The organism is Pseudoclavibacter sp. AY1F1, assembly GCF_002931075.1.
GTDB lineage: Bacteria > Actinomycetota > Actinomycetes > Actinomycetales > Microbacteriaceae > Pseudoclavibacter.
Genome location: NZ_PSTQ01000013.1, coordinates 23,093 through 46,123, shown reverse-complemented (window position 1 = coordinate 46,123; position 23,031 = coordinate 23,093). Strand labels below are relative to the sequence as shown.

At 66.9% G+C, this 23,031-nt stretch carries 20 protein-coding genes; 19 read left to right on the top strand and 1 reads right to left on the bottom strand.

The window, feature by feature from the left end; translation table 11 throughout:
- Positions 1–4: 4 nt before the first annotated feature.
- The 18 genes from murF (at position 5) to C5B85_RS16000 (ending at position 20,703) form a co-directional block, all read left to right on the top strand.
- Positions 5–1,423 carry a UDP-N-acetylmuramoyl-tripeptide--D-alanyl-D-alanine ligase gene (gene murF / locus C5B85_RS16085; protein WP_104287027.1) on the top strand — a complete coding sequence of 473 codons (1,419 nt, stop codon included), beginning with the start codon at positions 5–7 and terminating at the stop codon, positions 1,421–1,423.
- The gene (gene mraY, locus C5B85_RS16080) at positions 1,420–2,517 is read left to right on the top strand and encodes a phospho-N-acetylmuramoyl-pentapeptide-transferase (RefSeq protein ID WP_104287026.1); all 1,098 of its coding nucleotides are present in this window, start codon (positions 1,420–1,422) and stop codon (positions 2,515–2,517) included. Before murF ends, mraY begins: the two co-directional genes overlap by 4 nt.
- Positions 2,514–4,025 (top strand): UDP-N-acetylmuramoyl-L-alanine--D-glutamate ligase, encoded by a 1,512-nt coding sequence (gene murD / locus C5B85_RS16075; RefSeq protein WP_104287025.1) that lies wholly within the window; start codon positions 2,514–2,516, stop codon positions 4,023–4,025. Before mraY ends, murD begins: the two co-directional genes overlap by 4 nt.
- On the top strand, positions 3,985–5,226 hold the full coding sequence (gene ftsW, locus C5B85_RS16070) for a putative lipid II flippase FtsW (RefSeq protein ID WP_104287024.1): 1,242 nt from the start codon (positions 3,985–3,987) through the stop codon (positions 5,224–5,226). Before murD ends, ftsW begins: the two co-directional genes overlap by 41 nt.
- Positions 5,223–6,308, top strand: coding sequence for an undecaprenyldiphospho-muramoylpentapeptide beta-N-acetylglucosaminyltransferase (gene murG, locus C5B85_RS16065; protein WP_104287023.1), 1,086 nt, complete (start codon positions 5,223–5,225; stop codon positions 6,306–6,308). Before ftsW ends, murG begins: the two co-directional genes overlap by 4 nt.
- Before the next feature lie 89 nt (positions 6,309–6,397).
- Positions 6,398–7,807 carry a UDP-N-acetylmuramate--L-alanine ligase gene (gene murC / locus C5B85_RS16060; RefSeq protein ID WP_104287022.1) on the top strand — a complete coding sequence of 470 codons (1,410 nt, stop codon included), beginning with the start codon at positions 6,398–6,400 and terminating at the stop codon, positions 7,805–7,807.
- Positions 7,804–8,526: an FtsQ-type POTRA domain-containing protein gene (locus C5B85_RS16055; RefSeq protein ID WP_181064470.1), complete on the top strand. Its 723-nt coding sequence runs from the start codon at positions 7,804–7,806 to the stop codon at positions 8,524–8,526. The genes murC and C5B85_RS16055 overlap by 4 nt, the downstream gene beginning before the upstream one ends.
- 267 nt (positions 8,527–8,793) lie before the next feature.
- Entirely contained in the window at positions 8,794–10,020 is a 1,227-nt protein-coding gene (gene ftsZ, locus C5B85_RS16050) for a cell division protein FtsZ (RefSeq protein ID WP_104287020.1), read from the top strand.
- A 7-nt stretch (positions 10,021–10,027) separates the two neighbouring features.
- Positions 10,028–10,744, top strand: coding sequence for a YggS family pyridoxal phosphate-dependent enzyme (locus tag C5B85_RS16045; protein WP_104287019.1), 717 nt, complete (start codon positions 10,028–10,030; stop codon positions 10,742–10,744).
- A gap of 33 nt (positions 10,745–10,777) precedes the next feature.
- Positions 10,778–11,284 carry a cell division protein SepF gene (locus C5B85_RS16040; protein WP_104287018.1) on the top strand — a complete coding sequence of 169 codons (507 nt, stop codon included), beginning with the start codon at positions 10,778–10,780 and terminating at the stop codon, positions 11,282–11,284.
- A 116-nt stretch (positions 11,285–11,400) separates the two neighbouring features.
- Complete coding sequence (locus C5B85_RS16035) at positions 11,401–11,685, top strand: YggT family protein (protein WP_104287017.1); 285 nt, start codon at positions 11,401–11,403, stop codon at positions 11,683–11,685.
- 288 nt (positions 11,686–11,973) lie between these two features.
- Positions 11,974–12,720: a DivIVA domain-containing protein gene (locus C5B85_RS16030; protein WP_104287016.1), complete on the top strand. Its 747-nt coding sequence runs from the start codon at positions 11,974–11,976 to the stop codon at positions 12,718–12,720.
- A gap of 10 nt (positions 12,721–12,730) precedes the next feature.
- Positions 12,731–13,282 carry a signal peptidase II gene (gene lspA / locus C5B85_RS16025; RefSeq protein WP_258070853.1) on the top strand — a complete coding sequence of 184 codons (552 nt, stop codon included), beginning with the start codon at positions 12,731–12,733 and terminating at the stop codon, positions 13,280–13,282.
- Complete coding sequence (locus C5B85_RS16020; RefSeq protein ID WP_104287015.1) at positions 13,282–14,208, top strand: RluA family pseudouridine synthase; 927 nt, start codon at positions 13,282–13,284, stop codon at positions 14,206–14,208. Before lspA ends, C5B85_RS16020 begins: the two co-directional genes overlap by 1 nt.
- A 76-nt stretch (positions 14,209–14,284) precedes the next feature.
- Positions 14,285–17,794, top strand: coding sequence for a DNA polymerase III subunit alpha (gene dnaE, locus C5B85_RS16015; RefSeq protein ID WP_104287014.1), 3,510 nt, complete (start codon positions 14,285–14,287; stop codon positions 17,792–17,794).
- Between the two features lie 67 nt (positions 17,795–17,861).
- Positions 17,862–19,166 (top strand): histidinol dehydrogenase, encoded by a 1,305-nt coding sequence (gene hisD, locus C5B85_RS16010; protein ID WP_104287013.1) that lies wholly within the window; start codon positions 17,862–17,864, stop codon positions 19,164–19,166.
- Positions 19,166–19,675 carry a transcriptional regulator NrdR gene (gene nrdR / locus C5B85_RS16005; protein WP_104287012.1) on the top strand — a complete coding sequence of 170 codons (510 nt, stop codon included), beginning with the start codon at positions 19,166–19,168 and terminating at the stop codon, positions 19,673–19,675. Before hisD ends, nrdR begins: the two co-directional genes overlap by 1 nt.
- Entirely contained in the window at positions 19,672–20,703 is a 1,032-nt protein-coding gene (locus C5B85_RS16000; RefSeq protein ID WP_104287011.1) for a quinone-dependent dihydroorotate dehydrogenase, read from the top strand. Before nrdR ends, C5B85_RS16000 begins: the two co-directional genes overlap by 4 nt.
- A gap of 259 nt (positions 20,704–20,962) precedes the next feature.
- Here the strand turns inward: C5B85_RS16000 and C5B85_RS15995 are convergent, their stop codons facing one another.
- The gene (locus C5B85_RS15995; protein ID WP_104287010.1) at positions 20,963–21,547 is read right to left on the bottom strand and encodes a DUF3043 domain-containing protein; all 585 of its coding nucleotides are present in this window, start codon (positions 21,545–21,547) and stop codon (positions 20,963–20,965) included.
- A 41-nt stretch (positions 21,548–21,588) separates the two neighbouring features.
- Here C5B85_RS15995 and C5B85_RS15990 point away from each other — a divergent pair, with 41 nt between their 5' ends.
- The gene (locus tag C5B85_RS15990) at positions 21,589–23,007 is read left to right on the top strand and encodes a dipeptidase (protein WP_104287009.1); all 1,419 of its coding nucleotides are present in this window, start codon (positions 21,589–21,591) and stop codon (positions 23,005–23,007) included.
- Positions 23,008–23,031 lie beyond the last annotated feature (24 nt).

The following is a 23,031-nucleotide window of genomic DNA, read 5'->3' as shown; positions in this document are numbered from 1 at the left end:
GCGGATGATCGAACTCCGACTTCGCGAGATCGCTGAGATCACCGGGGGAGAGGCTCGCCCGGCGGGCGATGACACGCTCGAGACCACGTTCTCCGGCACCGTCGACACCGACTCCAGGCTCATCCGTCCGGGTGACATCTTCGTCGCAAAGCCTGGCGAGGTCACCGACGGACACCTCTTCGCGCCCAAGGCCGTCGAGAACGGCGCGTCGCTGTTGCTCGTCGAACGCGCCCTCGACCTCCCCGTCACGCAGGTTGTCGTCGACGACGCCGTGCTCGCCCTCGGCCGCCTGGCTACGGAGGTCGTGACACGCGTCAAATCCCGCGGCGAGCTCGTGACCATCGCCGTGACCGGATCCAACGGCAAGACCACGACCAAGAACCTCCTGCGCGAGATCTTCTCGGCACGAGGTGAGACCGTCGCCCCCGTCGCGAGCTTCAACAACGAAGTGGGCGCACCGCTCACCTTCCTCAAGCTCACCGAGGAGACGCAGACGCTCATTGCGGAGATGGGGGCGAGCGCGCCGGGTGAGATCAGCAGGCTCATCGCCATGGCGAAACCCGACGTCGGCATCGTGCTCACCGTCGGCTTGGCCCACGCCGGGGAGTTCGGTGGGATCGAGGTCACGCTGACCTCGAAGACCGAGATGGTCCAGGGGCTCGTCGCGGGGGACACCGCCGTGCTCAACGCCGACGACGCCAGGGTCGCATCCATGTCCGACAAGACCGAGGCGAACGTACTCTGGTTCGGCAGGAGCGGGCGGGCGGATGTTCGCGCGAGCGACGTCTCCACGAGCCTCGCTGGCACCGAGTTCACCCTCCACCTGCCAGGGCAGCAAGCGGTCGTCGTGCGCTTCGGCGTCATCGGCGAGCACCACGTCACGAACGCGCTCGCCGCGGCCGCAGCGGCGCACACGCAGGGCCTGCCGGCTACCGAGATCCGCGATGCGCTGCAGCGAGTGACGCGCGCCGAGCAGTGGCGAATGGAGCTGCAGCACGCCGGCTCCGTCAACCTGATCAACGACGCCTACAACGCGAGCCCGGACTCCATGGCGGCGGCGCTCAAGACCATCGCCCAGATCGCACCGAGCGGTTCGCGCACAGTCGCGGTGCTCGGGGCCATGAGCGAGCTCGGCGATGCGTCCATCGAGGAGCACGACAGGCTCGGCCTCCTCGCCGTGCGCCTGGGCATCGACCAGCTTGTTGTCGTCGGCCGTGATGCGCGTGCGCTGCACCTCGGAGCCATCGCCCAGGGTTCGTGGGATGGCGAGTCCATCTTCGTCGAGTCGATGGACGAGGCATACGAGCTGCTCGTGCGTGAGACACGCCAGGGCGATCTCGTGCTCGTCAAGTCTTCGAACTCCGCGGGCCTCCGACACCTCGGGGACCGTTTCGCCGAGCACCTCAGGGGGCACTTCGCGTGATTGCGATCCTTATTGCCGGAGGTGTCGGTCTGGCGTTCACGCTGTTCATGACGCCGCTCTTCATCCGCCTGTTCCACAAGCTCGAGTGGGGACAGTTCATCCGCGAGGACGGGCCCCAGGCTCACCATTCCAAGCGGGGGACCGCCACGATGGGTGGCATCGTCTTCATCGTCGGCTCGGTCATCGCCTACTTCGTCGCGACGCTCGCGACGGGAGACCAGGTCACGGCCGCCGGGCTGCTCATCCTCGGCATGATGCTCGGACTCGGAGTGATCGGCTTCATCGATGACTTCCTCAAGGTCCGCAAGCAGCAATCCCTCGGACTCGGGGGCTGGTCCAAGATCGTCGGCCAGGTTGTCGTCGCCGGGCTCTTCGCCGTCGTCGGCCTTCAATATCGCAACGACGACGGAGTTCCGGTCCTCTCAACCCACATCTCGTTCATCCGCGACCTGCCGATCGACTTCATGGCCCTCGGCGCCATCGCGGGGACCATCGCGCTGATCATCTGGATCGTCGTCATCACGACGGCGACGTCGAACGCGGTCAACGTGACAGATGGCCTCGACGGGCTCGCCACGGGAGCCTCGATCATCTCGATCGGCTCGTACGGCATCATCGCCTACTGGCAGTTCAACCAGGCCTGCGGCACCGAGCGCCTCGCCGAGTCGCTCGAATCTGCCTGCTACACGGCCTACGCGCCGCTCGACGTGGCCATCGTCGCCGCGGGCATCGCCGGCGCCCTCATCGGATTCCTCTGGTGGAACACCTCCCCGGCGCAGATCTTCATGGGCGATACGGGCTCACTCGGCCTGGGCGGGGCCATTGCCGCGTTCGCCATCATCACGCGCACCGAGCTCCTTCTCGTGCTCATCGGCGGCCTGTTTGTCATGACGACGGGCTCCGTCATCGTGCAGCGGATCTACTTCAAGCTCACCAAGGGCAAGCGCATCTTCCTCATGAGCCCCATCCACCACCACTTCGAGCTCAAGGGGTGGGCCGAGACGACGGTCGTCGTCAGGTTCTGGATCATCGCGGGACTCTGCGCAGCGCTCGGTATCGGGCTCTTCTACGCCGAGTGGGGAGTCACGACGTGACCCGTGAGGTCGAATCACTCCGAAGCTGGCACGACGACTGGAACGGGCTCACGGTCGCGGTCCTCGGACTCGGGAAGACGGGGTTCTCCGTCGCCGACACGCTGGTTGATCTCGGCGCCAAGCCGCACGTCATCGCGCAGGCACACGATGAGGAGCGCGAGCGTATCCTCGAGGTCCTCGACGTCCCCGTCACGATCGCAGAGAACGATGCGCAGGCGGTCTCAGCTCTCCAGGCGCTCGGTGCCGACCTCATCGTCGCGTCGCCCGGGTTCGCCCCGAGTCATCCGCTCATCGTGGCGTCTGACGCACTGGACGCGCCCGTCTGGGGCGACGTCGAGCTCGCCTGGCGCCTCCGCGACAAGTTCGGCGAGCCGGCGCCCTGGCTCGCGGTCACCGGAACGAACGGCAAGACGACCACGACCCAGCTGGCCGCGCACATGGGACTCGCCGCGGGCATTCGCACGGCCCCATGCGGCAACATCGGAGTGCCGGTTCTCGACGTGCTCAGAGACCCGGCCGAGTTCCAGCTCCTGGTGGTGGAGCTCTCGAGTTTCCAGCTGCACTCGCTGCACTCCATGTCAGCCCACGCCGCCGTGGTGCTCAACATCGCCGACGACCACCTCGACTGGCACGGCGGAGCGGACGCCTACCGCGCCGCCAAGGGGCGAGTCTACGAGCGAGCCCGGATCGCCTGCGTCTACAACAAGAGTGACGAGGCGACGCTCGACCTGGTTGAGGCCGCCGACGTCGTCGTGGGGTGCCGCGCAATCGGCTTCGGGACGGACGTCCCGGGGCCAAGCGACTTTGGCGTCGTCGATGGCATCCTCGTCGACCGAGCGTTCCTGGACGACCGTGCACGAACGGCGCTCGAGCTGACAACCCTCGACGAGCTGCGCTTGCGAGGGCTGTCCTCGAAGCACCTCGTCGAGGACGTGCTCGCGGCGGCCGCCCTCGTCCGCGCCGTCGGTGTCCCCGTCTCGGCGATCTCTGAGGCGCTCTCGACCTTCTCAGTCGATCGTCACCGCCACGAGGTCGTCGCCGAGCGCGCCGGAGTGCTCTGGGTCGACGACTCGAAGGCCACCAATGTGCACGCCGCCGATGCCTCCCTCGCAGCCCACCGCAGTGTGGTCTGGCTCGTCGGCGGGCTCCTCAAGGGAGTCGACATCGCGCCGCTCGTCGCCAAGCACGCGGGGAGATTGCGGGGTGCGGTGGCGCTCGGGGTCTCCCGGTCCGAGCTGGCCGACGCGTTCGCGCAACACGCGCCCGAGGTCACCTTCATCGAGATCGACGTGAGCGAAACTGACTCCATCATGGGACGTGCCGTGGCGGAGGCCGCTCGGCTTGCGCAGGACGGCGACACCGTCCTGCTCGCGCCGGCGGCAGCTTCCATGGATCAGTTCGTGAGTTACAGCGACCGGGGTCAGCGATTCGCGCTGGCCGTCGTGTCGCACCTTGAAGGGGGCCAGCATGCCGAGACAGAAGGCTCCCCGGACTCCAGCGCCAGCTAGCGCGGCGGGGAGGGCACCCACCACCGCCGCCAGCGGCGGCTCGGCCCGGAAGAACTCGTCGACGGCCGTCGTCGTCTCGCTCGGCAAGCGCATCCGGGGTGTCAACCGGAACTTCGTGCTGCTGCTCTCGATCACGCTCTTCCTCGTCGCGTTTGGCATCGTCATGGTGCTCTCGAGCTCCTCGGTCGAGGAGTTCGCGGGCGGAAACTCCGTCTCGGGCCGCTTCGTGAGCCAGGCGACCTTCGCCGCCCTCGGTATCCCGCTGATGCTCTTCGCCTCGAGGGTGCCGTTGCGGTTCTGGAAGCGCATCGCGTGGCCGGCCCTCTTCGGTGCCGTGGTCCTCCAAGGGCTCGTGTTCACGCCCCTCGGCGTGGAAGTCAACGGCAACAGGGCCTGGATCGACCTCGGCTTCACGACGATGCAGCCAGCGGAGGCCCTCAAAGTCGCCCTCGTGCTCTGGCTCGGTCTCATCCTCGGACGGAAGCAGGGGAAGCTGCACATCGGCAAGGAGGTCGCGGTGCCTATCCTCCCCGTCCTCGGGCTGAGCTTCGGAGTCATGGCGCTGAGCAAGGACCTTGGCACGATGATCGTGGTGGGCGCGCTGGTGCTCGGCGCACTGTACTTCGGCGGAGTCGCCTCGAAGTTCCTCTGGCTGGCTGGAGCTGTGGCGGTTGCGGCCGCGCTCCTGCTCTCCATCTTCAGCGACAACCGGATGGCTCGCATCACCAATTTCTTCAGTGGTGAGGTCGACTACGAGTCGTGGGGATGGCAGAGCGCGCACGGGCTCTACGCGCTCGCCGCCGGTGGCCTGTTCGGTGCAGGGCTCGGCAACTCGAAGGCCAAGTGGTCGTGGCTGCCAGAGGCCGACAACGATTTCATCTTCGCGATCATCGGCGAGGAGCTGGGGCTCGTCGGCGCGATCATCATCATCGGGGTCTTCGTGCTCCTCGCGGTTGTCCTGGTTCGGATCTATCACGAGGCCGAGGACTGGACGGCGAAGACCATCGTCGGTGCCGTCACGACCTGGCTCATCTTTCAGGCCTTCGTCAACATCGCCGTCGTCATCGGATTCCTCCCCGTGCTCGGGGTGCCGCTGCCGCTCGTCTCCTCGGGCGGCTCCGCTCTCATCACGACGCTCTTCGCAATTGGCATAGTCTTGTCGATCGCCCGAAACCCCAAGCGATCGGAGTCCCGCACGTGACCAACTACCTGCTCGCCGGAGGCGGCACGGCCGGCCACGTCAACCCGCTGCTCGCGGTCGCAGACGCCCTGCGCGACCGCGACCCGGATTCGAAGATCCTCGTCCTTGGCACGAAAGAAGGCCTCGAGGCGAGGCTCGTGCCTGCCCGCGGCTACGAGCTGCTCACGATCCCGAAGCTGCCGTTCCCGCGCCGTCCGAACTCGCAGGTGCTGACCTTCCTGCCACGGCTCCGGGACAGCGTCGCGTCCGTGCGCCGGATGCTCGACGAGCACAGCGTCGACGCGGTCGCGGGCTTCGGCGGCTACGCTGCCGCGCCCGCCTATCTCGCCGCGAGAGGGCGCGTACCGATCGTCGTGCACGAGGCCAACGCGCTGCCAGGAATGGCGAACAAGCTCGGCGCGCGCTGGGCGAAGCGCGTGGGCGTGGCCTTCGAAGGAACTCCGCTGCGTGGCGCCGTGACGGTCGGGATGCCGCTGCGCGCCGAGATCGAGAACCTCGACCGTGCCGCGAAGCGCGACGAGGCGAACTCGTTCTTCGGGCTTGACCCGGCTCGGCGCACGCTCCTCGTGACGGGCGGCTCGCTCGGCGCGAGGCGTGTGAACGAGACGGTCCGGGCTGTAGTCCCCGAGTTGATCGCCGAGGGATGGCAGGTCCTGCATCTCGTCGGCGGGCTCTCCAAGTTCGAGCACGAGCCGACCGATGGCTATCACGTGCTCGAGTACTGCGACCGTATGGACCTCGCCTTCGCAGCCGCCGACCTGGTTGTCGCCCGAGCGGGCGCATCCACCGTCAGCGAGCTCGGCGTCGTCGGCCTTCCGGCCGTGTACATCCCGTACCCCGCGGCGACGGGGGACCACCAGACGACCAATATCCGCTCCGTGCTCGAGGCTGGCGGTGCGCTCCGGGTGACCGACGCCGACTTCTCGCCGGAGTGGGCGTCGAGGGAGCTGGTCTCCCTCGCGCGGGATGAGGAACGCCGCGCACGCATGGAGCAGGCGACGCTCGCGTCCGCGCAGCGTGACGGGGCTTCGCGCGTCGTCGCCCTCCTCGACCAGGCGCTGCAGGACTCCCAGACCGGATAGGGCCAGCAGGCCGCGCAGGCGGAGTACCCTCGACCATCGACGCGGCACAGGCCGCGCAGCTCGCAGACCGAGCGAACCCAGGAGCAGAGATGATCAATCCAGACGCCACCGCGCAGATTCCCGACGAGATCGGGAAGGTGCACTTCATCGGCATCGGCGGCTCGGGCATGAGCGGCATCGCGCGCATGATGCTCGACCGCGGCCTCACGATCTCCGGCAGCGACCGCACCGAGAACTACGCGACGCGGGAGCTGCGTGACCGCGGTGCGCGCGTGGAGATCGGGCACGCCGCGGAGCACCTCGGCGACGCGGACACGATCGTCGTGACGAGCGCCCTCTGGCCGGACAACCCCGAGCTGGTCCTGGCGAAGGAGCGTGGCCTCACCGTCCTGCACCGCTCACAGGCCCTCGTCTGGCTCACGCGCGGCAGCCGACTCGTCTCGGTCGCGGGCGCACACGGGAAGACCACATCGACCGGCATGGTCGTGACGGCCCTGGACGCGCTTGAGGCGGCTCCGAGCTTCGTGAACGGCGGCATCATCTCGGCCCTCGGCACGAGCTCTGCGGTCGGCGCTGGCGAGGCGTTTGTCGTCGAGGCGGACGAGTCTGACGGGTCCTTCCTCTTCTACGACACGGCCATCGCGCTCATCACGAACGTCGACAACGACCACCTCGACCACTATGGCACCGTCGAGGCGTTCGAGGCTGCGTTTGTGCAGTTCGCGGACGCAGCAAGCGAAGCGGTGGTCATCTCGAGCGACGACCCGATCGCCGTCGAGCTGACGGCCAAGCTCTCGCACGACCGCGTGCTGACGTTCGGCCAAGCCGATTCGGCGGACGCACGCGTATCGGACATCAACTCGCTCGGCGGCGAGGCACGGTTCACCGTCACGTGGCGGGGGGTCGACTACCCGGCTTTCCTGCACGTGCCAGGCGTCCACAACGCGCTCAACGCGACAGGCGCGTTCGTTGTCCTCGTGCAGCTCGGCTTCGAGCCAGCAGCCGCGCTCGAGGCGCTCTCGAAGTTCGGCGGAACGAAGCGCCGCTTCGAGCTCCACGGAACCGTCAGCGGGGTCAGCGTGTACGACGACTACGCGCATCACCCTGCTGAGGTCGAGGCGGCGCTTTCGGCGGCACGCACCGTCGTCGGCACAGGTCGCCTCATCGCCGTCCACCAGCCACACCTCTACTCGCGCACGCAGGCGATGAGCGACGTGTTCGCCGAGGTCTACGAGCGCCTCGCCGACGAGACGGTTGTGCTCGACGTGTGCGGCGCGCGTGAGGACCCGATCCCCGGCGTCACGGGTGCCCTCGTCGAGGAGGCGTTTGTCGACCGCAGCAAGGTCGCCTACCGGCCTGACTGGCAGGACGCCGCCGACACGGTCGCCGACATCTCGAGGGAGGGCGACTTCGTGATCACCTTCGGATGCGGGGACGTCAACCTCATCGTGCCCCAGCTCCTCGCGGCGCTCGGCACCAAGGAGCCAGGTCAGCCGTGAGCGTGCTCGGCGACGACGCGCGCCGATTCACCTGGCGTGCCAGGCGCCGCCGCCGCATCCTGACTTGGGTCGCGTCGGTGGTCGCCGTGCTCGTGGCCTTCGTCGCGATCGCCGTGTACAGCCCGATCATGTCAGTGCGCGAGATCGTGGTGACCGGAGCCGAGCGGGTTGACAAGGCGCAGGTGGATGCATCCCTCGCGGACCTGCACGGCCAGCCTCTTGCGCTCGTCACGAACGATGACGTCGAGAGTCGGCTGCAGTCGTACGTTCTCGTCCAGAGCTACTCGATCCGCGTGGAGCCGCCGAGTCGCCTTGTCGTGACGATCGTCGAGCGCTCGCCCATCGGCACCGTGCAGGTGCCGAACGGCTACGACGTCATGGATGCCGCAGGCGTTGTCCTTTGGAACCAGCCTGAGCCCGCCGCCGACATCCCGACCCTCGACCTTGGTGGCCAGGGAGTGGGCTCTGAGGCCTTCGCCTCTGCAGCGGCCGTCTCGCTCGCCCTTCCCGTCGCCTTCCGCTCCGGTGTTGCCACGGTGACCGCCAAGAGCATCGATGACGTTCGCCTCACGATGCGCACAGGCGCAGAGGTCGTGTGGGGGAGTGCGGAAGACTCCGACCGCAAAGCGGAGGTGCTCGCGGCGCTTGTCGCTGCTACGAGCGACCGGTCCATCTCGAGCTACGACGTTTCGAGTCCCGAGACTCCCGTCACCCGCTGACCGGCGAGCCCTCGCGAGGCTGAAGTCCCAACCTTCAAGTGGGGGTTGAAGCGACTCGCGTTCATTCGGCGCGCAAAACGCAACACACCTGCGGACTGACCGGATCGCGCGCCGTTCGCGACCTAGCGTCGAAGCAAGCAATCAGGAAACAGCATATCTCTGAGCTTCAAGTAGAGGTTGAAGCTCGTGCGGATTCGCCAGTGGCAAGTCGCCGAGGTGTGCACTCCGTTCTTCCACCACACCACACGCCAACGAGGGGCCGGACACGTGTCGAACACCAATAACTACCTCGCCGTCATCAAGGTCGTCGGCATCGGCGGCGGCGGCGTCAATGCAGTCAACCGCATGATCGAGCTCGGCCTCCGCGGCGTCGAGTTCATCGCGATCAACACCGACGCGCAGGCGCTGCTCATGAGTGACGCCGACGTGAAGCTCGACGTCGGTCGCGAGCTGACTCGTGGCCTCGGTGCCGGGGCAGACCCCGAGGTCGGCCGTCGCGCGGCCGAGGACCACGCCGAAGAGATCGAGCAGGCCCTCGCTGGAGCCGACATGGTCTTCGTCACAGCCGGTGAAGGCGGTGGCACGGGAACTGGCGGCGCGCCCGTCGTCGCACGGATCGCGAAGTCGATCGGCGCGCTCACCATCGGTGTCGTCACGAAGCCGTTCAGCTTCGAGGGTCGCCGTCGCATGCAGCAGGCCGAGCAGGGCGTCGCGACGCTGAAGGAAGAGGTCGACACCCTCATCGTCGTCCCCAACGATCGACTCCTGGAGATCAGCGACCGCGGCATCTCCATGATCGAGGCGTTCTCGACAGCCGACCAGGTGCTGCTCGCCGGTGTCCAGGGCATCACCGACCTGATCACCACCCCCGGCCTCATCAACCTCGACTTCGCCGACGTCAAGTCCGTCATGCAGGGGGCCGGCTCCGCGCTCATGGGCATCGGCTCGTCACGTGGCGCCGACCGCGCCATCAAGGCCGCCGAGCTCGCAGTCGCCTCCCCGCTCCTCGAGGCGAGCATCGAAGGCGCCCACGGTGTGCTGCTCTCCATCCAGGGCGGATCGAACCTCGGCATCTTCGAGATCAACGACGCCGCCAAGCTCGTGCAGGAGGCCGTTCACCAGGAGGCCAACATCATCTTCGGTGCCGTCATCGACGACACCCTTGGCGATGAGGTCCGCGTCACGGTCATCGCTGCCGGCTTCGCGGGAGGCGAGCCCAAGACGATCCAGGAGCAGCAGGCTGCACCAGCCGTCGCGGCGGCTCCCGTCCAGCAGGCGAACACCGGTGCCATCGGTCTCGGCGCCGCTGCCGCCGCGGTCGCCTCGGCTCCTTCTGTGCCCGTCGAGCGCGAGCCGGTCCAGGCGCCAGCTCCCGTCGCGCAGGCTCCTGCCTGGTCAACGGCTGAAGCTCCCACGATCGCTCCCCGCCGCGAGCCGGAAGCTGCGTACGACGACGCCGAGGACATCCTCGACGTGCCGGACTTCCTCAAGTAGGGCGCACATGCCAGAGCATGCAGGAGAGGCGCTCGGCCAGGGTCATTCGACGCTGGCCGAGCGCCTCTCGGCGGTCCAGGCGGCGGTTGAGGATGCGTGCCGCGCTGCGGGTCGCGACCCGTCAGGGGTCGACCTCATTCCCGTCACGAAGTTCCACGGCCCCGAACTCGTCGCTGCCCTCGCGGACCTCGGTGTGCGCCGCTTCGCGGAGAGCCGTCATCCGGAGGCCAGGGATAAGATCGAGTCGCTCGCGGAGCGCGAGGGCCTCGAGTGGCACTTCGTCGGTCAGATCCAGACCAAGAAGGCGCGTCAGATCGCGCAGTACGTGGATGCCGTGCATTCGATCGACCGGCCGGGCCTCGTCGACGCGCTCTCGACGATCGAGCGAGAGCTGCCACTCCCCGTCTTCGTGCAGGTCAACATGACCCCGGATCCTGCCAGGGGTGGGGTCCAGCCTGACGAGCTCGACGCACTCGTCGAGCATGTGCTGAGCACGCCTGCCCTTGAGCTCAAGGGGCTCATGTGCGTCGCCCCGCTGGGGGCCGAGCCTCGGGCATCTTTCGCAGAGCTGCGAGAGCTCAGTTCGCGCATCCAGTCCACAGCCACGTCGGCCAGGGCGCTCTCGATGGGCATGTCGAACGACTTCAGGGAAGCCATCGAAAACGGTGCGACACACCTAAGGATCGGCGCGGCAATCACGGGAAAGCGCCCCGACCGGACGTAGCGTGGACGCACGCCGAACACACGGAGGAGCACAATGGCCAACCCGCTGCGCAATGCCATGGTCTACCTGGGCCTTGCTGACGAAGACGAGCAGAATCTGCACGACGAGACGCCCCAGGCGCAGCAGCAGCAGAGGCAGTCGCCTGCGGCGGCACCCGCGCCGCAGCTCTCCCCTGTGGTCACCGAGCGCCCCAAGCCGGCGCCAGTGACCCCGATCACCAAAGCTCCCAAGCACACTTCTACCCCGGCGATGGCGGAAATGAACGAGATCCTCACGGTCCACCCGAAGGCCTACAACAAAGACGCGCAGGTCATCGCGGAGAACTTCCGCGATGGTGTCCCCGTCATCATGAACCTCTCCGAGATGGACGAAGCCGAGGCGCGTCGCCTCATCGACTTCGCGAGCGGTCTCTCACAGGGCCTCTATGGCAAGATCGAGCGCGTGACGAGCCGGGTGTTCCTGCTCTCGCCTCAGCACATCGCCGTTCACGGTGAGTCGAGCAAGGTCGAGGCGGAGAAGGAAGCCTCGTTCTTCCAGTAGACCCCCACCCAGCCCCTGCCGTGAGGTAGGCCGGCCCGCTTCCGCGCGAACGGTGAGACGGTGCATCCTGAGGATGCACCGTCGCCGTGTGTGTGCGACAACATCTCAGGAAACGAATGAATATCCTCGGCGCGATCCTCGTCTTCCTCATCGGCCTCTACATCATGGTCATGTGGGGCCGGCTGATCCTCGACTACGCGCGCATGTTCGCTCCCCGCTGGAAGCCGAAGGGCTTCGTGCTGGTCCTCTGCGAAGGCGTGTACTCGCTGACGGACCCGCCGCTGCGCGCCGTGCGCAAGGTCGTTCCGCCGCTGCGCATCGGCAACATCGCCCTTGATCTCGCCTGGATCATCGTCATGTTCGCCCTCGTCATAACGTCGAATCTCGTTCGTCTTCTCTGAGTGTGATCACGCGCCCCGAGGGCTCCCGGCGTCTCCCACTGGAGAGACGGCGCCGGATTGCATTAGGTGAATATCGACTTTCCCGACAGAATGTGACGCACGGGACCCAAGTGCCGTAATGTGACCTATGTGCCGCGCAGCACAGCAACGTTCTGCGCGCACATCTGGGCAACGCTAGTGTTGTCAACTCAGACCCAGAGTCCTGAATCAAGTCCAGTGTCTTGACTCAAGACCGAATGTCTATACCAGATACAGACCAATCGCAGAGAGAGTCGAAAGGTGGCCGACATGGCACTCACTCCTGAGGACGTCATCAACAAACGCTTCCAGCAGACCAAGTTCCGCGAGGGGTACGACCAAGATGAGGTCGACGACTTCCTCGATGAGGTCGTTGCAGAAATGCGCCGCCTCGTCGGGGAGAACGAGCAGCTTCGTCAGCAGCTCGAGGAGGCAGAGGCCCGCGCGGACAGTGCTCCAGCGGCTGCAGCTCCCGCTCCGGTCGAGGAGCCCATCGTCGAGGTCGAGGCAGCTCCAGAGCCCGAGCCGGAGCCCATCGCGCCGCTCGCTCAGCCCGCAGCCCCCGCTCCGGTCGTCGCTCAGGGTGCAGACGAGGCAGAGACGAGCAGCTCGCTCATCGCTCTCGCCCGCCGCCTCCACGACGAGCACGTCGAAGAGGGAACGCGCAAGCGCGACGAGATCATCGCAACGGGTGAGACCCGTGCTCGCGAGATCATCGCCGAGTCCGAGGGTCGCGCTCGTCAGATCGAGGGCGACAGCGAGAAGCGCGCCCGCGAGATCACGGTCGAGTCCGAGGGTCGTGCACGCACGATCGTCACCGAGGCCGAGGCCAAGGAGCGCGAGACCATCGGTCGCCTCGAGGAGACCAAGACGAAGCTCGAGGCTCGTATCGAGGAACTCCGCATCTTCGAGCGCGAGTACCGCAACAACCTCCGCTCCTACATCGAAGGCCAGCTCAACGACCTGAACCGTCAGGCCAGCGACGTCCTCGAGGGCTCCGCACCAGCGGGCCAGTAGAACTCGGAACGTGGAGGACACACCTCTGCAGACCACCGAACGGCGATCGCGCCCGAGCATCCGCATTCTTGCGATGCTCGCCGCGGTCGCCGTCGGCGCGTTTGCGCTCGACCAGATCACCAAGGCAGCCGTCGTCTCATCGATGACGGAGGGGCAGACCATCGAAGTCCTCGGCGGCTTCCTGCAGTGGCACTTCGTCCGGAACCCCGGGGCGGCGTTCTCATTCGCGGCCGGCTCCACCTGGATTTTCACCGGCGTCTCGACCCTCATGGTGATCGTGATCATCGTCGTGGCCCGGAAGCTCGGCTCGAAACTCTGGGCCGCCGTCTTCGGGCTCGTGCTCGGCGGCGCGCTCGGCAACCTCTTCGATCGTCTCTTCCGGGAGCCTGGCTTCGGCACAGGCCACGTCATCGACTTCATCTACACGCCGTGGATGCTCCCGGCTATCTACAACGTCGCCGATATGTGCATTGTCGTGGGAATGTCGGCGTTTGTGCTGCTCACCCTGTTCGACATCGGATTCGACGGCAAACGCCGACCAAAGGCGAAGAAGGACGCGTGATGCAATCCAGGACGATCCCGATCCCTGACGGTCTCGAGGGAACCCGAGTCGACGCCGGAGTCTCCAAGCTCCTCGGGCTCAGCAGGACCCAGGTCGCAGACATCGCAGCGGCGGGCGGGATCACGATCGACGGAAAGCAGGTCGGCAAGTCCGACCGGATGACCGCCGGTGCCATCATCTTCGTCGAATGGGAGCAAGCCGGCCCCGTCGAGGTCGTCCCCATCGCGGTCCCCGACCTCAAGATCGTGCACGACGAGGATGACTTCGTGGTCATCGACAAGCCTGTGGGTGTCGCAGCGCACCCGTCCATCGGCTGGGACGGCCCGACAGTGCTCGGCGCCCTCGCCGCGGCCGGCTTCACGATCGCGACATCCGGTCAGTCGGAGCGCCAGGGCATCGTCCATCGCCTTGACGCTGGAACGAGCGGACTCATGGTGGTCGCCAAGAGCGAGCTGGCATACGCGCAGCTCAAGAAGGCCTTCCACGACCGCCAGGTCGAGAAGGTTTACCACGCCGTCGTGCAGGGCCATCCAGATCCGCTCTCCGGCACGATCGATGCCCCCATCGGCCGTCACCCCGGCTCGTCGTGGAAGTTCGCCGTGACGAGCGACGGCAAGCCGTCGATCACGCACTACGAGACCGTCGAAGCGTTCCGTCGCGGCGCGCTGCTCGAGGTCCACCTCGAAACCGGCCGCACGCACCAGATCCGAGTGCATATGGCTGCCCAGCGGCACCCGTGCATCGGGGATCCCTTGTACGGTTCCGACCCGGTGGTCGCAGCCAAGCTCGGCCTGAAGCGCCAGTGGCTGCACGCCAAGGAGCTCGGCTTCGCGCACCCCCGAACGGGCGAGGCCGTGCGCTTCACGACCGAGTACCCGGACGACCTGGCGCATTCGCTCGAGCTCCTCCGCGAGGGCAACCTGTAGCGAACGCGCTCGCTCGCGGACACCTCGGGGCGATCTAAGATGGGTGCGCCGATCCACCCTTCTTCCCGGAGAGACATTGCCTTCAGCAGACTCGTTCGCCCACCTCCACGTCCACAGCGAGTACTCGATGCTCGACGGGGCCGCCCGGATCGGCGAACTCATGAAGGCGGCGGTCGAGCAGGGCATGCCCGCCGTCGCGATGACGGACCACGGCAACGTGTTCGGCGCCTACGAGTTCGCGAAGGCCGCGAAAGAGCACGGCATCAAGCCGATCATCGGCACAGAGGCCTACCTGACGCCGGGAACCCACCGCGGCGACCGCACCAGAATCAAGTGGGGCAACGGTGGAGGCGACGACGTCTCCGGCTCCGGCGCCTACACGCACATCACAATGCTCAGCGAGACCACGCAGGGCATGCACAACCTCTTCCGGCTCTCGAGCCGCGCATCCATGGAGGGCTACTACTTCAAGCCCCGCATGGACCGCGAGCTGCTGAACACGTACTCGAAGGGGCTCATCGCGACGACTGGATGCCCCTCAGGTGAGGTGCAGACCAGGCTCCGGCTCGGGCAGTACGACGAGGCGAGGGCCGCGGCCGCCGAGTTCCGCGACATCTTCGGAGCAGAGAACTACTTCTGCGAGATCATGGACCACGGCATCGACATCGAGCGCCGCGTCATGCCCGACCTCCTCAAGCTCGCGAAGGACCTCGGGCTCCCACTGGTTGCGACCAACGACCTCCACTACACGCACTCGCACGACGCGGACAGTCACTCCGCGCTCCTGTGCGTGCAGTCGGGGTCGACGATGGACGACCCGAACCGCTTCCAGTTCTCCGGCACCGGGTACTACCTGAAGTCCGCCGCCGAGATGCGTTCGATCTTCCGCGACAACCCGGAGGCCTGCGACAACACGCTCCTCATCGCTGAGCGCTGCTCGGCCGAGTTCGACGAGAGCGCCAACTACATGCCGCGCTTCCCCGTGCCAGAAGGGGAGACGGAGAGCAGCTGGTTCGTCAAGGAGGTCGACACTGGCCTCGGGAAGCGGTACCCGGCAGGCATCCCGAGCGACGTGCGCAAGCAGGCCGACTACGAGATCGGCGTCATCAACCAGATGGGCTTCCCCGGCTACTTCCTGGTCGTCGCCGACTTCATCAACTGGGCCAAGGACAACGGCATCCGCGTCGGGCCCGGTCGCGGATCCGGCGCCGGATCGATGGCCGCCTACGCCATGGGCATCACCGACCTCGACCCCCTGCGTCACGGCCTCATCTTCGAGCGCTTCCTCAACCCTGACCGCGTCTCGATGCCCGACTTCGACGTCGACTTCGACGATCGCCGCAGGTCCGAGGTCATCCGCTACGTCACGGAGAAGTACGGCTCGGAGCGAGTCGCCCAGATCGTCACCTACGGCACGATCAAGGCGAAGCAGGCTCTGAAGGACGCCTCGCGCGTGCTCGGCTACCCATTCTCGATGGGCGACCAGCTCACCAAGGCCATGCCGCCGGCCGTCATGGGCAAAGACATCCCGCTCAGCGGCATCTTCGACAAGGAGCACAAGCGCTACTCGGAGGCTTCCGAGATGCGCGCCTTCATCGAGAGCAACCCGGACGCGAAGAAGGTCTTCGACACGGCGAGCGGCCTCGAGAACCTGAAGCGTCAGTGGGGCGTGCACGCGGCCGGCGTCATCATGTCGAGCGATCCGCTCATCGACATCATCCCGATCATGAAGCGGGAGCAGGACGGCCAGATCGTCACGCAGTTCGACTACCCGGCGAGCGAGTCCCTCGGCCTCATCAAGATGGACTTCCTCGGGCTGCGCAACCTCACGATCGTGAGCGACGCGCTGGTCAACATCAAGGCGAACCGCAACATCGACCTCGTGCTCGAGGATCTCGAGCTCGACGACGTCGGCGCGTACGAGCTGCTGACCCGAGGTGACACGCTTGGCGTGTTCCAGCTCGACGGCGGGCCGATGCGCTCACTGCTGCGACTCCTCAAGCCCGACAATTTCGAAGACATCTCGGCCGTCATCGCCCTCTATCGTCCGGGCCCGATGGGCGCGAATTCGCACATCAACTACGCGCTGCGCAAGAACGGCGAGCAGGAGATCACGCCGATCCACCCGCAGCTGGAGGAGCCGCTCAAGGAGATCCTCTCGACGAGCTACGGCCTGATCATCTATCAGGAGCAGGTCATGGCCATCGCGCAGAAGGTGGCCGGCTTCTCGCTCGGACAGGCCGACATCCTGCGCCGCGCGATGGGCAAGAAGAAGAAGTCGGAACTGGACAAGCAGTTCGCGGGCTTCCAGGGCGGCATGCACGCCAACGGCTTCTCCGATGAGGCCGTGAAGATGCTCTGGGACATCCTGCTGCCCTTCTCCGACTATGCCTTCAACAAGGCGCACTCGGCGGCCTACGGCGTCGTTTCCTACTGGACCGCCTACCTGAAGGCGCACTACCCGGCCGAGTACATGGCCGCTCTGCTCACGAGCGTCGGAGACTCGCGCGACAAGCTCGCCCTGTACCTCAACGAGTGCCGCCGCATGGGCATCACGGTCCTCGCGCCAGACGTCAACGAGTCGTTCGTGAACTTCTCGGCCGTCGGCGAGGACATCCGCTTCGGACTCGGGGCCGTGCGCAACGTCGGCGCGAACGTCGTCGAGGAGATCCAGAAGTCGAGGGAGTCGAAGACCCCCTTCACGTCGTTCCACGATTTCCTGAAGAAGGTGCCGACGACGGTCGCCAACAAGCGCACCGTCGAGTCGCTCATCAAAGCCGGTGCGTTCGACAGCCTCGGCAACACGCGCCGAGCTCTCGTCGAGGTGCACGAGAACGCCATCGACGTCGCCGTGTCACGGAAGCGGAACGAGGCGCACGGGCAGGTCGACCTGTTCGCGGGGCTCGACGAGTTCGAGGCCGAAGAAGACGACGTGCCCGTCCGGCCCGAGTTCAACCGCCGCGACAAGCTCGCCTTTGAGCGGGACATGCTTGGCCTCTACGTTTCCGACCACCCGCTCGCGGGTCTCGAGCGCGACCTCGCGAAGCTCGCCACCACGAGCATCCTGGACCTCACGCAGGCCGAGAACCTCGAGGACGGTTCGCAGGTCACGATCGCGGGCCTCATCACGAGCGTCCAGCACCGAGTGGCCCGGAACTCCGGGAATCCCTACGGGATGATCGAGGTCGAGGACTTCGGCGGCTCCATGACGGTCATGTTCATGGGCAAGACGTACCAGGAGTTCCAGACCCAGCTGCAGGGCGACGTGATCGTCGCTGTCAAGGGTCGCGTCTCCAAGCGCGACGACGGCATGAACCTGCACGCGCAGGGGCTGACGCTGCCGAAGGTCTCGGCCGCCGAAGACGCCGGAACGCTCACGCTCACGATCCCGGACACGCGAGCGACCGAGCCGGTCGTGGACGCGCTCGGCAAGGTGCTCCGTCGCCACGCCGGCGAGAGCGAGGTGCGGTTGCGGCTCCGGACTCCCGGCGTCATCCGCCGATTCGAGCTCCCGCATCGCGTGCGCATCACGCAGGACCTCTACGGGGAACTGAAGGCGCTGCTTGGTCCGAGCTGCCTCGAGTAGTCATCGACTGCGCTGCCCCCCTCCGCCGCAAGGCCCACTTCCCCCGCTTGACTACGATGGAGACACCATGATGCAACTCATCGATCTGCGTGGTTCTGCGCTCAGCGCATCCGAGCTCCGGAACATCCTCCCTCGCGCCGAGCTCGACGTCGGGCGCGCGCTCGGCACGGCAGCCGAGCTCATCTCGGCGGTTCGCGACGAGGGGGCAGTCGCGCTCCGTGAGCAGGCAGTCCGCCTCGACGGCGTCGAGCCGCCGCACCTCAGGGTGCCGCAGGCGGCCATCGACGAGGCCACGGCCGGACTGCAGCCTCAGGTCCGGGCTGGGCTCGAGGCCATGATCGAGCGTGTACGGGCCGGGTCCGCGGCGCAGGTCCCCTCCCCGCGGCTCACGACCCTCGGAGACGGAGCCGTTGTGGAGCTCCGCTGGCACCCTGTCTCCCGCGTCGGGCTCTACGTGCCAGGCGGCAAGGCCGTCTACCCATCGAGCGTCGTCATGAACGTGTGCGCTGCCCTGGCAGCTGGCGTCTCCTCGATCGCCATCGCCTCGCCTCCCCAGCGGGAGTTCGGCGGGGGCGTGCACCCCACGATCCTGGGCGCCGCTGGCCTGCTCGGGGTGACGGAGGTCTACGCCATGGGCGGTGCCGGAGCGATCGGTGCCATGGCCCACGGCGTCGCCGACATCGGCCTCGAGCCAGTCGAGGTCATCACGGGGCCCGGGAACGTCTACGTGGCCGCCGCGAAGCGCATCGTGCAGTCGTTTGTCGGCATCGACGCAGAGGCCGGCCCCACCGAGATCCTCGTGCTTGCCGACGACTCCGCTGACCCCGACCACGTCGCCGCAGACCTCGTGAGCCAGGCCGAGCACGATGAGCTCGCGTCCGCCCTCCTGGTCACTCCCGACGCTGCCTGGGCAGAGCTGGTGCTCGCACGAGTGGAAGAGCGGGCGGCAGCGACCAAGCACGCCGAACGCGTGCGCGTCTCGCTCGGTGGCCGACAGTCAGCGGTCATCCTCGTCGATGACCTCGCGGCGGGGGCCAGGGTGTCCAACGCGTACGCGCCAGAGCACCTCGAGGTGCAGACGCGGGAGCCGGATGCCGTGCTCAAGACGCTCCACAACGCGGGAGCCATCTTCATGGGTGCGAACTCTCCCGTGAGTCTCGGCGACTACCTCGCCGGGTCCAACCACGTGCTTCCCACCGGAGGACAGTCTGCGCACACGCCGGGCCTCGGGGCCCACACGTTCCTGCGACCGCAGCAGATCATCCGCTACGACAGGGAAGCCCTGCGCAGCGTGAGCGACCACGTCGTGGCGCTCGCCGACGCGGAAGACCTTCCAGCACACGGCGAAGCAGTGACGGCGAGGTTCAGCTGATGCACTGCCCGTTTTGCCGGCACCCTGACTCGCGCGTCATCGACTCGCGCACAAGCGACGACGGCTTCGCCATCAGGCGGAGGAGACAATGCCCCGAATGCGGGCGTCGCTTCTCGACGACCGAGACCGCGAGCCTCACGGTCATCAAGCGCAACGGGGTCGTCGAGTCGTTCTCGCGGGACAAGGTCGTGGCAGGCGTCCGCAAGGCCTGCCAGGGGCGGCCAGTGACCGATACCGACCTCGCGCTCCTCGCCCAGCGGGTGGAGGAGAGCATCCGCTCGACCGGCGTCTCGCAGATCGAGGCGAACGACATCGGCCTCGCCATCCTGCCCCCGCTGCGCGAGCTCGATGACGTCGCCTACCTCCGGTTCGCGAGCGTCTACCAGGGCTTCGCGTGCCTCGACGACTTCAGAGCGGCCATCGACCGGATGCACGAAGACGGCATCAGAGCCCAGTACGCCACGGAATCAGCCGACGGCGAGTCCAGCTTCGAGGGGGAGACCCGATGAACGCCGCCTATCGCCTGCTCTTCACACACGTGCTGTCGAAGATGGACCCGGAGCGCGCGCACGGGCTTGCCTCCTGTGTGATCCGCGTGCTCGGCCGACGTGGGCCGGCGGCGCTTGTCGCGCCGCTCACGGCCCCGGCAGAGTCGCTCGCCGTCGAGACCATGGGGCTCCGGTTCGCCTCCCCATTCGGTCTCGCGGCAGGCTTCGATAAGGATGCCGAAGATATCGACGGGCTCGCGGCCCTCGGGTTCGGGCACGTGGAGGTCGGCACGGTCACGCCGCGCCCGCAGCCGGGAAACCCAGGACCCAGACTCTTCAGGCTCGTCGCCGACGGTGCGCTGATCAACAGGATGGGCTTCAACAACCGGGGGGCCGAGCTCGCGGCCGCGAATATCGCGGCCCGTCGGAACACCTCGGTCATCGTCGGTGTGAACATCGGGAAGAACAAGACGACGGAAGCGGAAGACGCCCACCTCGACTACGCCGTGGCCGCGGCAGCGGTGCGAAACGTGGCCGATTACCTCGTGGTCAACGTCTCCTCGCCCAACACGCCAGGTTTGCGGAGCCTGCAGTCCTTGGAGTCGCTGACGCCCATCCTGCGCGCCGCCCGCGACGCGGCCCCCGGGGTGCCGCTGCTGGTCAAGATCGCTCCGGACCTCACGGACGACGAGATCCGCGAGGTCACGCAACTGGCCATCGACGAGGGGCTCGCCGGCATCATCGCCGCCAATACGACCATCTCCAGGTCGGGTCTCCGGACTTCGCCGCGGATCGTCGAAGCCTTCGGCGCGGGCGGCCTCTCTGGTCGCCCGCTCACCGAGCGCTCGCTCGACGTGCTTCGCGTCGTGAAGTCGACTGCGGGGGAGCGTCTCTGCATCATCTCCGTCGGGGGTGTCGCGGACGCCACGGAGGTGCGCCGGAGGCTCGACGCAGGGGCGACGCTCGTGCAGGGCTACACGGAGTTCCTCTACGCCGGTCCCGGCTGGGCAGCGAGCATCAACCGCGGCCTGGCGCGCCTCAGGGGCTGACGCGCCGCAGGGGTTGAGGTGCGCTGCCATTCAAAGGTCACAGTTCGTGTTCTTTCCCTGATTCTCAGGCAGCTGACACCTTCAGTTCACGCCGCCGGTCTACATTGAACAAAGCGAAGGCCCGAGCGGAATACCGTTCGGGCCTTCGAGTTTGTTGCCGGGTGTCGGGCGCTGCCGGGTATCGGGTGTGGCGCCGAGTGTCGGGCGCTGCCGGCCGTCAAGCACTGCTGGCTCCCGAGTGAGTCCGCGCGTTCGTGGGCTACTTGCCCGTGAACTCGATCTTCGCGCCGCGCTTGACCTGAGACTTGGGCATGCGCATGACGCGCAGCTGCAGGCTGCGGGCGATCGTGCCGATCATGATGCCCTTCTCGACCTTGTCCTTGCCCACGACGGCGGCAATGCGGCGCTTGATGATGTTGGCGATCATCACGGCCTCGAGCACGCACACGGCGAGGAACGCCCAGATGAAGCTCATCGCCCAGATGCCGACCGACTGGCTCGGGATGAACGTCGCGAAGATCACGAGGAACATCATCGGGAGCAGGAGCTCACCGATCGAGTACCTCGCGTCGATGTAGTTGCGCATGAAGCGCTTCTGTGGGCCGCGCTCAGTCGGACGGAGGTAGCGGTCATCGCCCTTGGCGAGCCCCTCACGTGCCTTGGCTTGTTCGATGCGCACCTTTGCCTGCATCTCGCGCTTGGCCTGCTTGCGGTCCTCGGGGACGAGGGGACGCAGGTTCTGCGCCTCGCGCTCGCGCCTCGTGGGGGTCGGGTTCTGCTTCTTCGCCGGACTCTTCGCGGGAAGCGATGCTGTCTCGGCGCTCTTGGACTCGTGCTTCGACATGATGCCTCTCAAGAACTCTGGTGTGATTTAGCCTAACCGCTATGACTCTCCCCGAAGCCCCACTCGATGCACACGATCAGGAACAGCGTCTCCTCGGAGCGGTCGATGACCGTTTTTCCACCACGATCGCCCGACTATCCGGCCTTGTCCGTATCCCGTCGGTCTCCTGGGATGCCTTCGATCGAGTGCACGTGCAGCGAAGCGCCGAGCGGACGGCCGAGCTCCTGCGTGAACTCGCTCTGTTCGATTCCGTAGAGATCGACGGGGTCGAGACGCCCGACGGCTACGCGGGCCAGCCCGCTGTCATCGCGACCCGAGCCGCCGAGCCCGGCCAGCCCACCGTCCTGCTCTACGCGCACCACGACGTGCAGCCGCAGGGGAGTGGTGACGACTGGCGTACCCCGCCGTTCGAGCCGACGTTGCGCGACGGTCGCCTCTACGGTCGCGGCGCGAGCGACGACAAGGCGGGTGTCATGACCCACGTTGCGGCGCTTGAGGCACTCAGCGTCGCGACGAACGGCAGGCCGAGGATCGGCCTCTCGGTCTTCATTGAAGGCGAGGAGGAGAACGGCTCACGCAGTTTCTCCGACTTCCTCGACAAGCACCGGACCGAGCTCGGCGCAGACGCCATCATCGTTGCGGACAGCGACAACCCGTCGACCACGACCCCTGGCCTCACCGTCTCTCTCCGGGGCAACGTGACGATGAAGATCACCGTGCGCACGCTCGGACACGCCTCGCACTCCGGGATGCTCGGGGGCGCGGTCCCTGACGCGATGCTCGCAGCCGTCCGCCTGCTCGACACTCTCTGGGATGAGCAGGGTTCCGTTGCGGTTGCCGGACTCGGCTCGCGCAGCGATGGGCTCGCGGGCGGTGACGAGTCTGACGTTCGGCGTGACGCCGAACTTCTCGACGGGGTGTCCACGATCGGAACGGGGAGCATTCACGACCGACTCTGGAATCAGCCAGCCATCACCATCACGGGTATCGACGCACCGAGCGTCGCGGAGGCCTCGAACACGCTCCTGCCGGTCGTGTCAGTTCGGCTCTCTGCCCGCATCGCTCCCGGTGACGACGCGTCCGAGGCCTACGCGGCCATCGAGCGGCATCTCCTCGAGCACGCGCCGTTCGGCGCCCACATCGAGATCACCCAACCCGACCTCGGGCAGCCGTTCCTCGTGGACACCGCAGGACCGGCCGTGGGGCTCATGAAATCCGCCATGCGCGATGGCTGGGGGGCGGAGCCGGCGGAAACAGGCATTGGCGGCTCGATCCCGTTCATCGCGGCCCTCGCCGAGGTCTACCCGGACGCCGAGATCCTCGTGACGGGCGTCGAGGACCCGGCCACGATGGCGCACAGCCCCAACGAGTCACAGGACCTCGGTGTGCTCCGACGCGCGATCTCAGCCGAGGCGCTCTTCCTCCTCCGCTTCGCCCGACCGGATGCAGCGATCAACTGATGCGTTTCCAGCGCGGGAGGAATA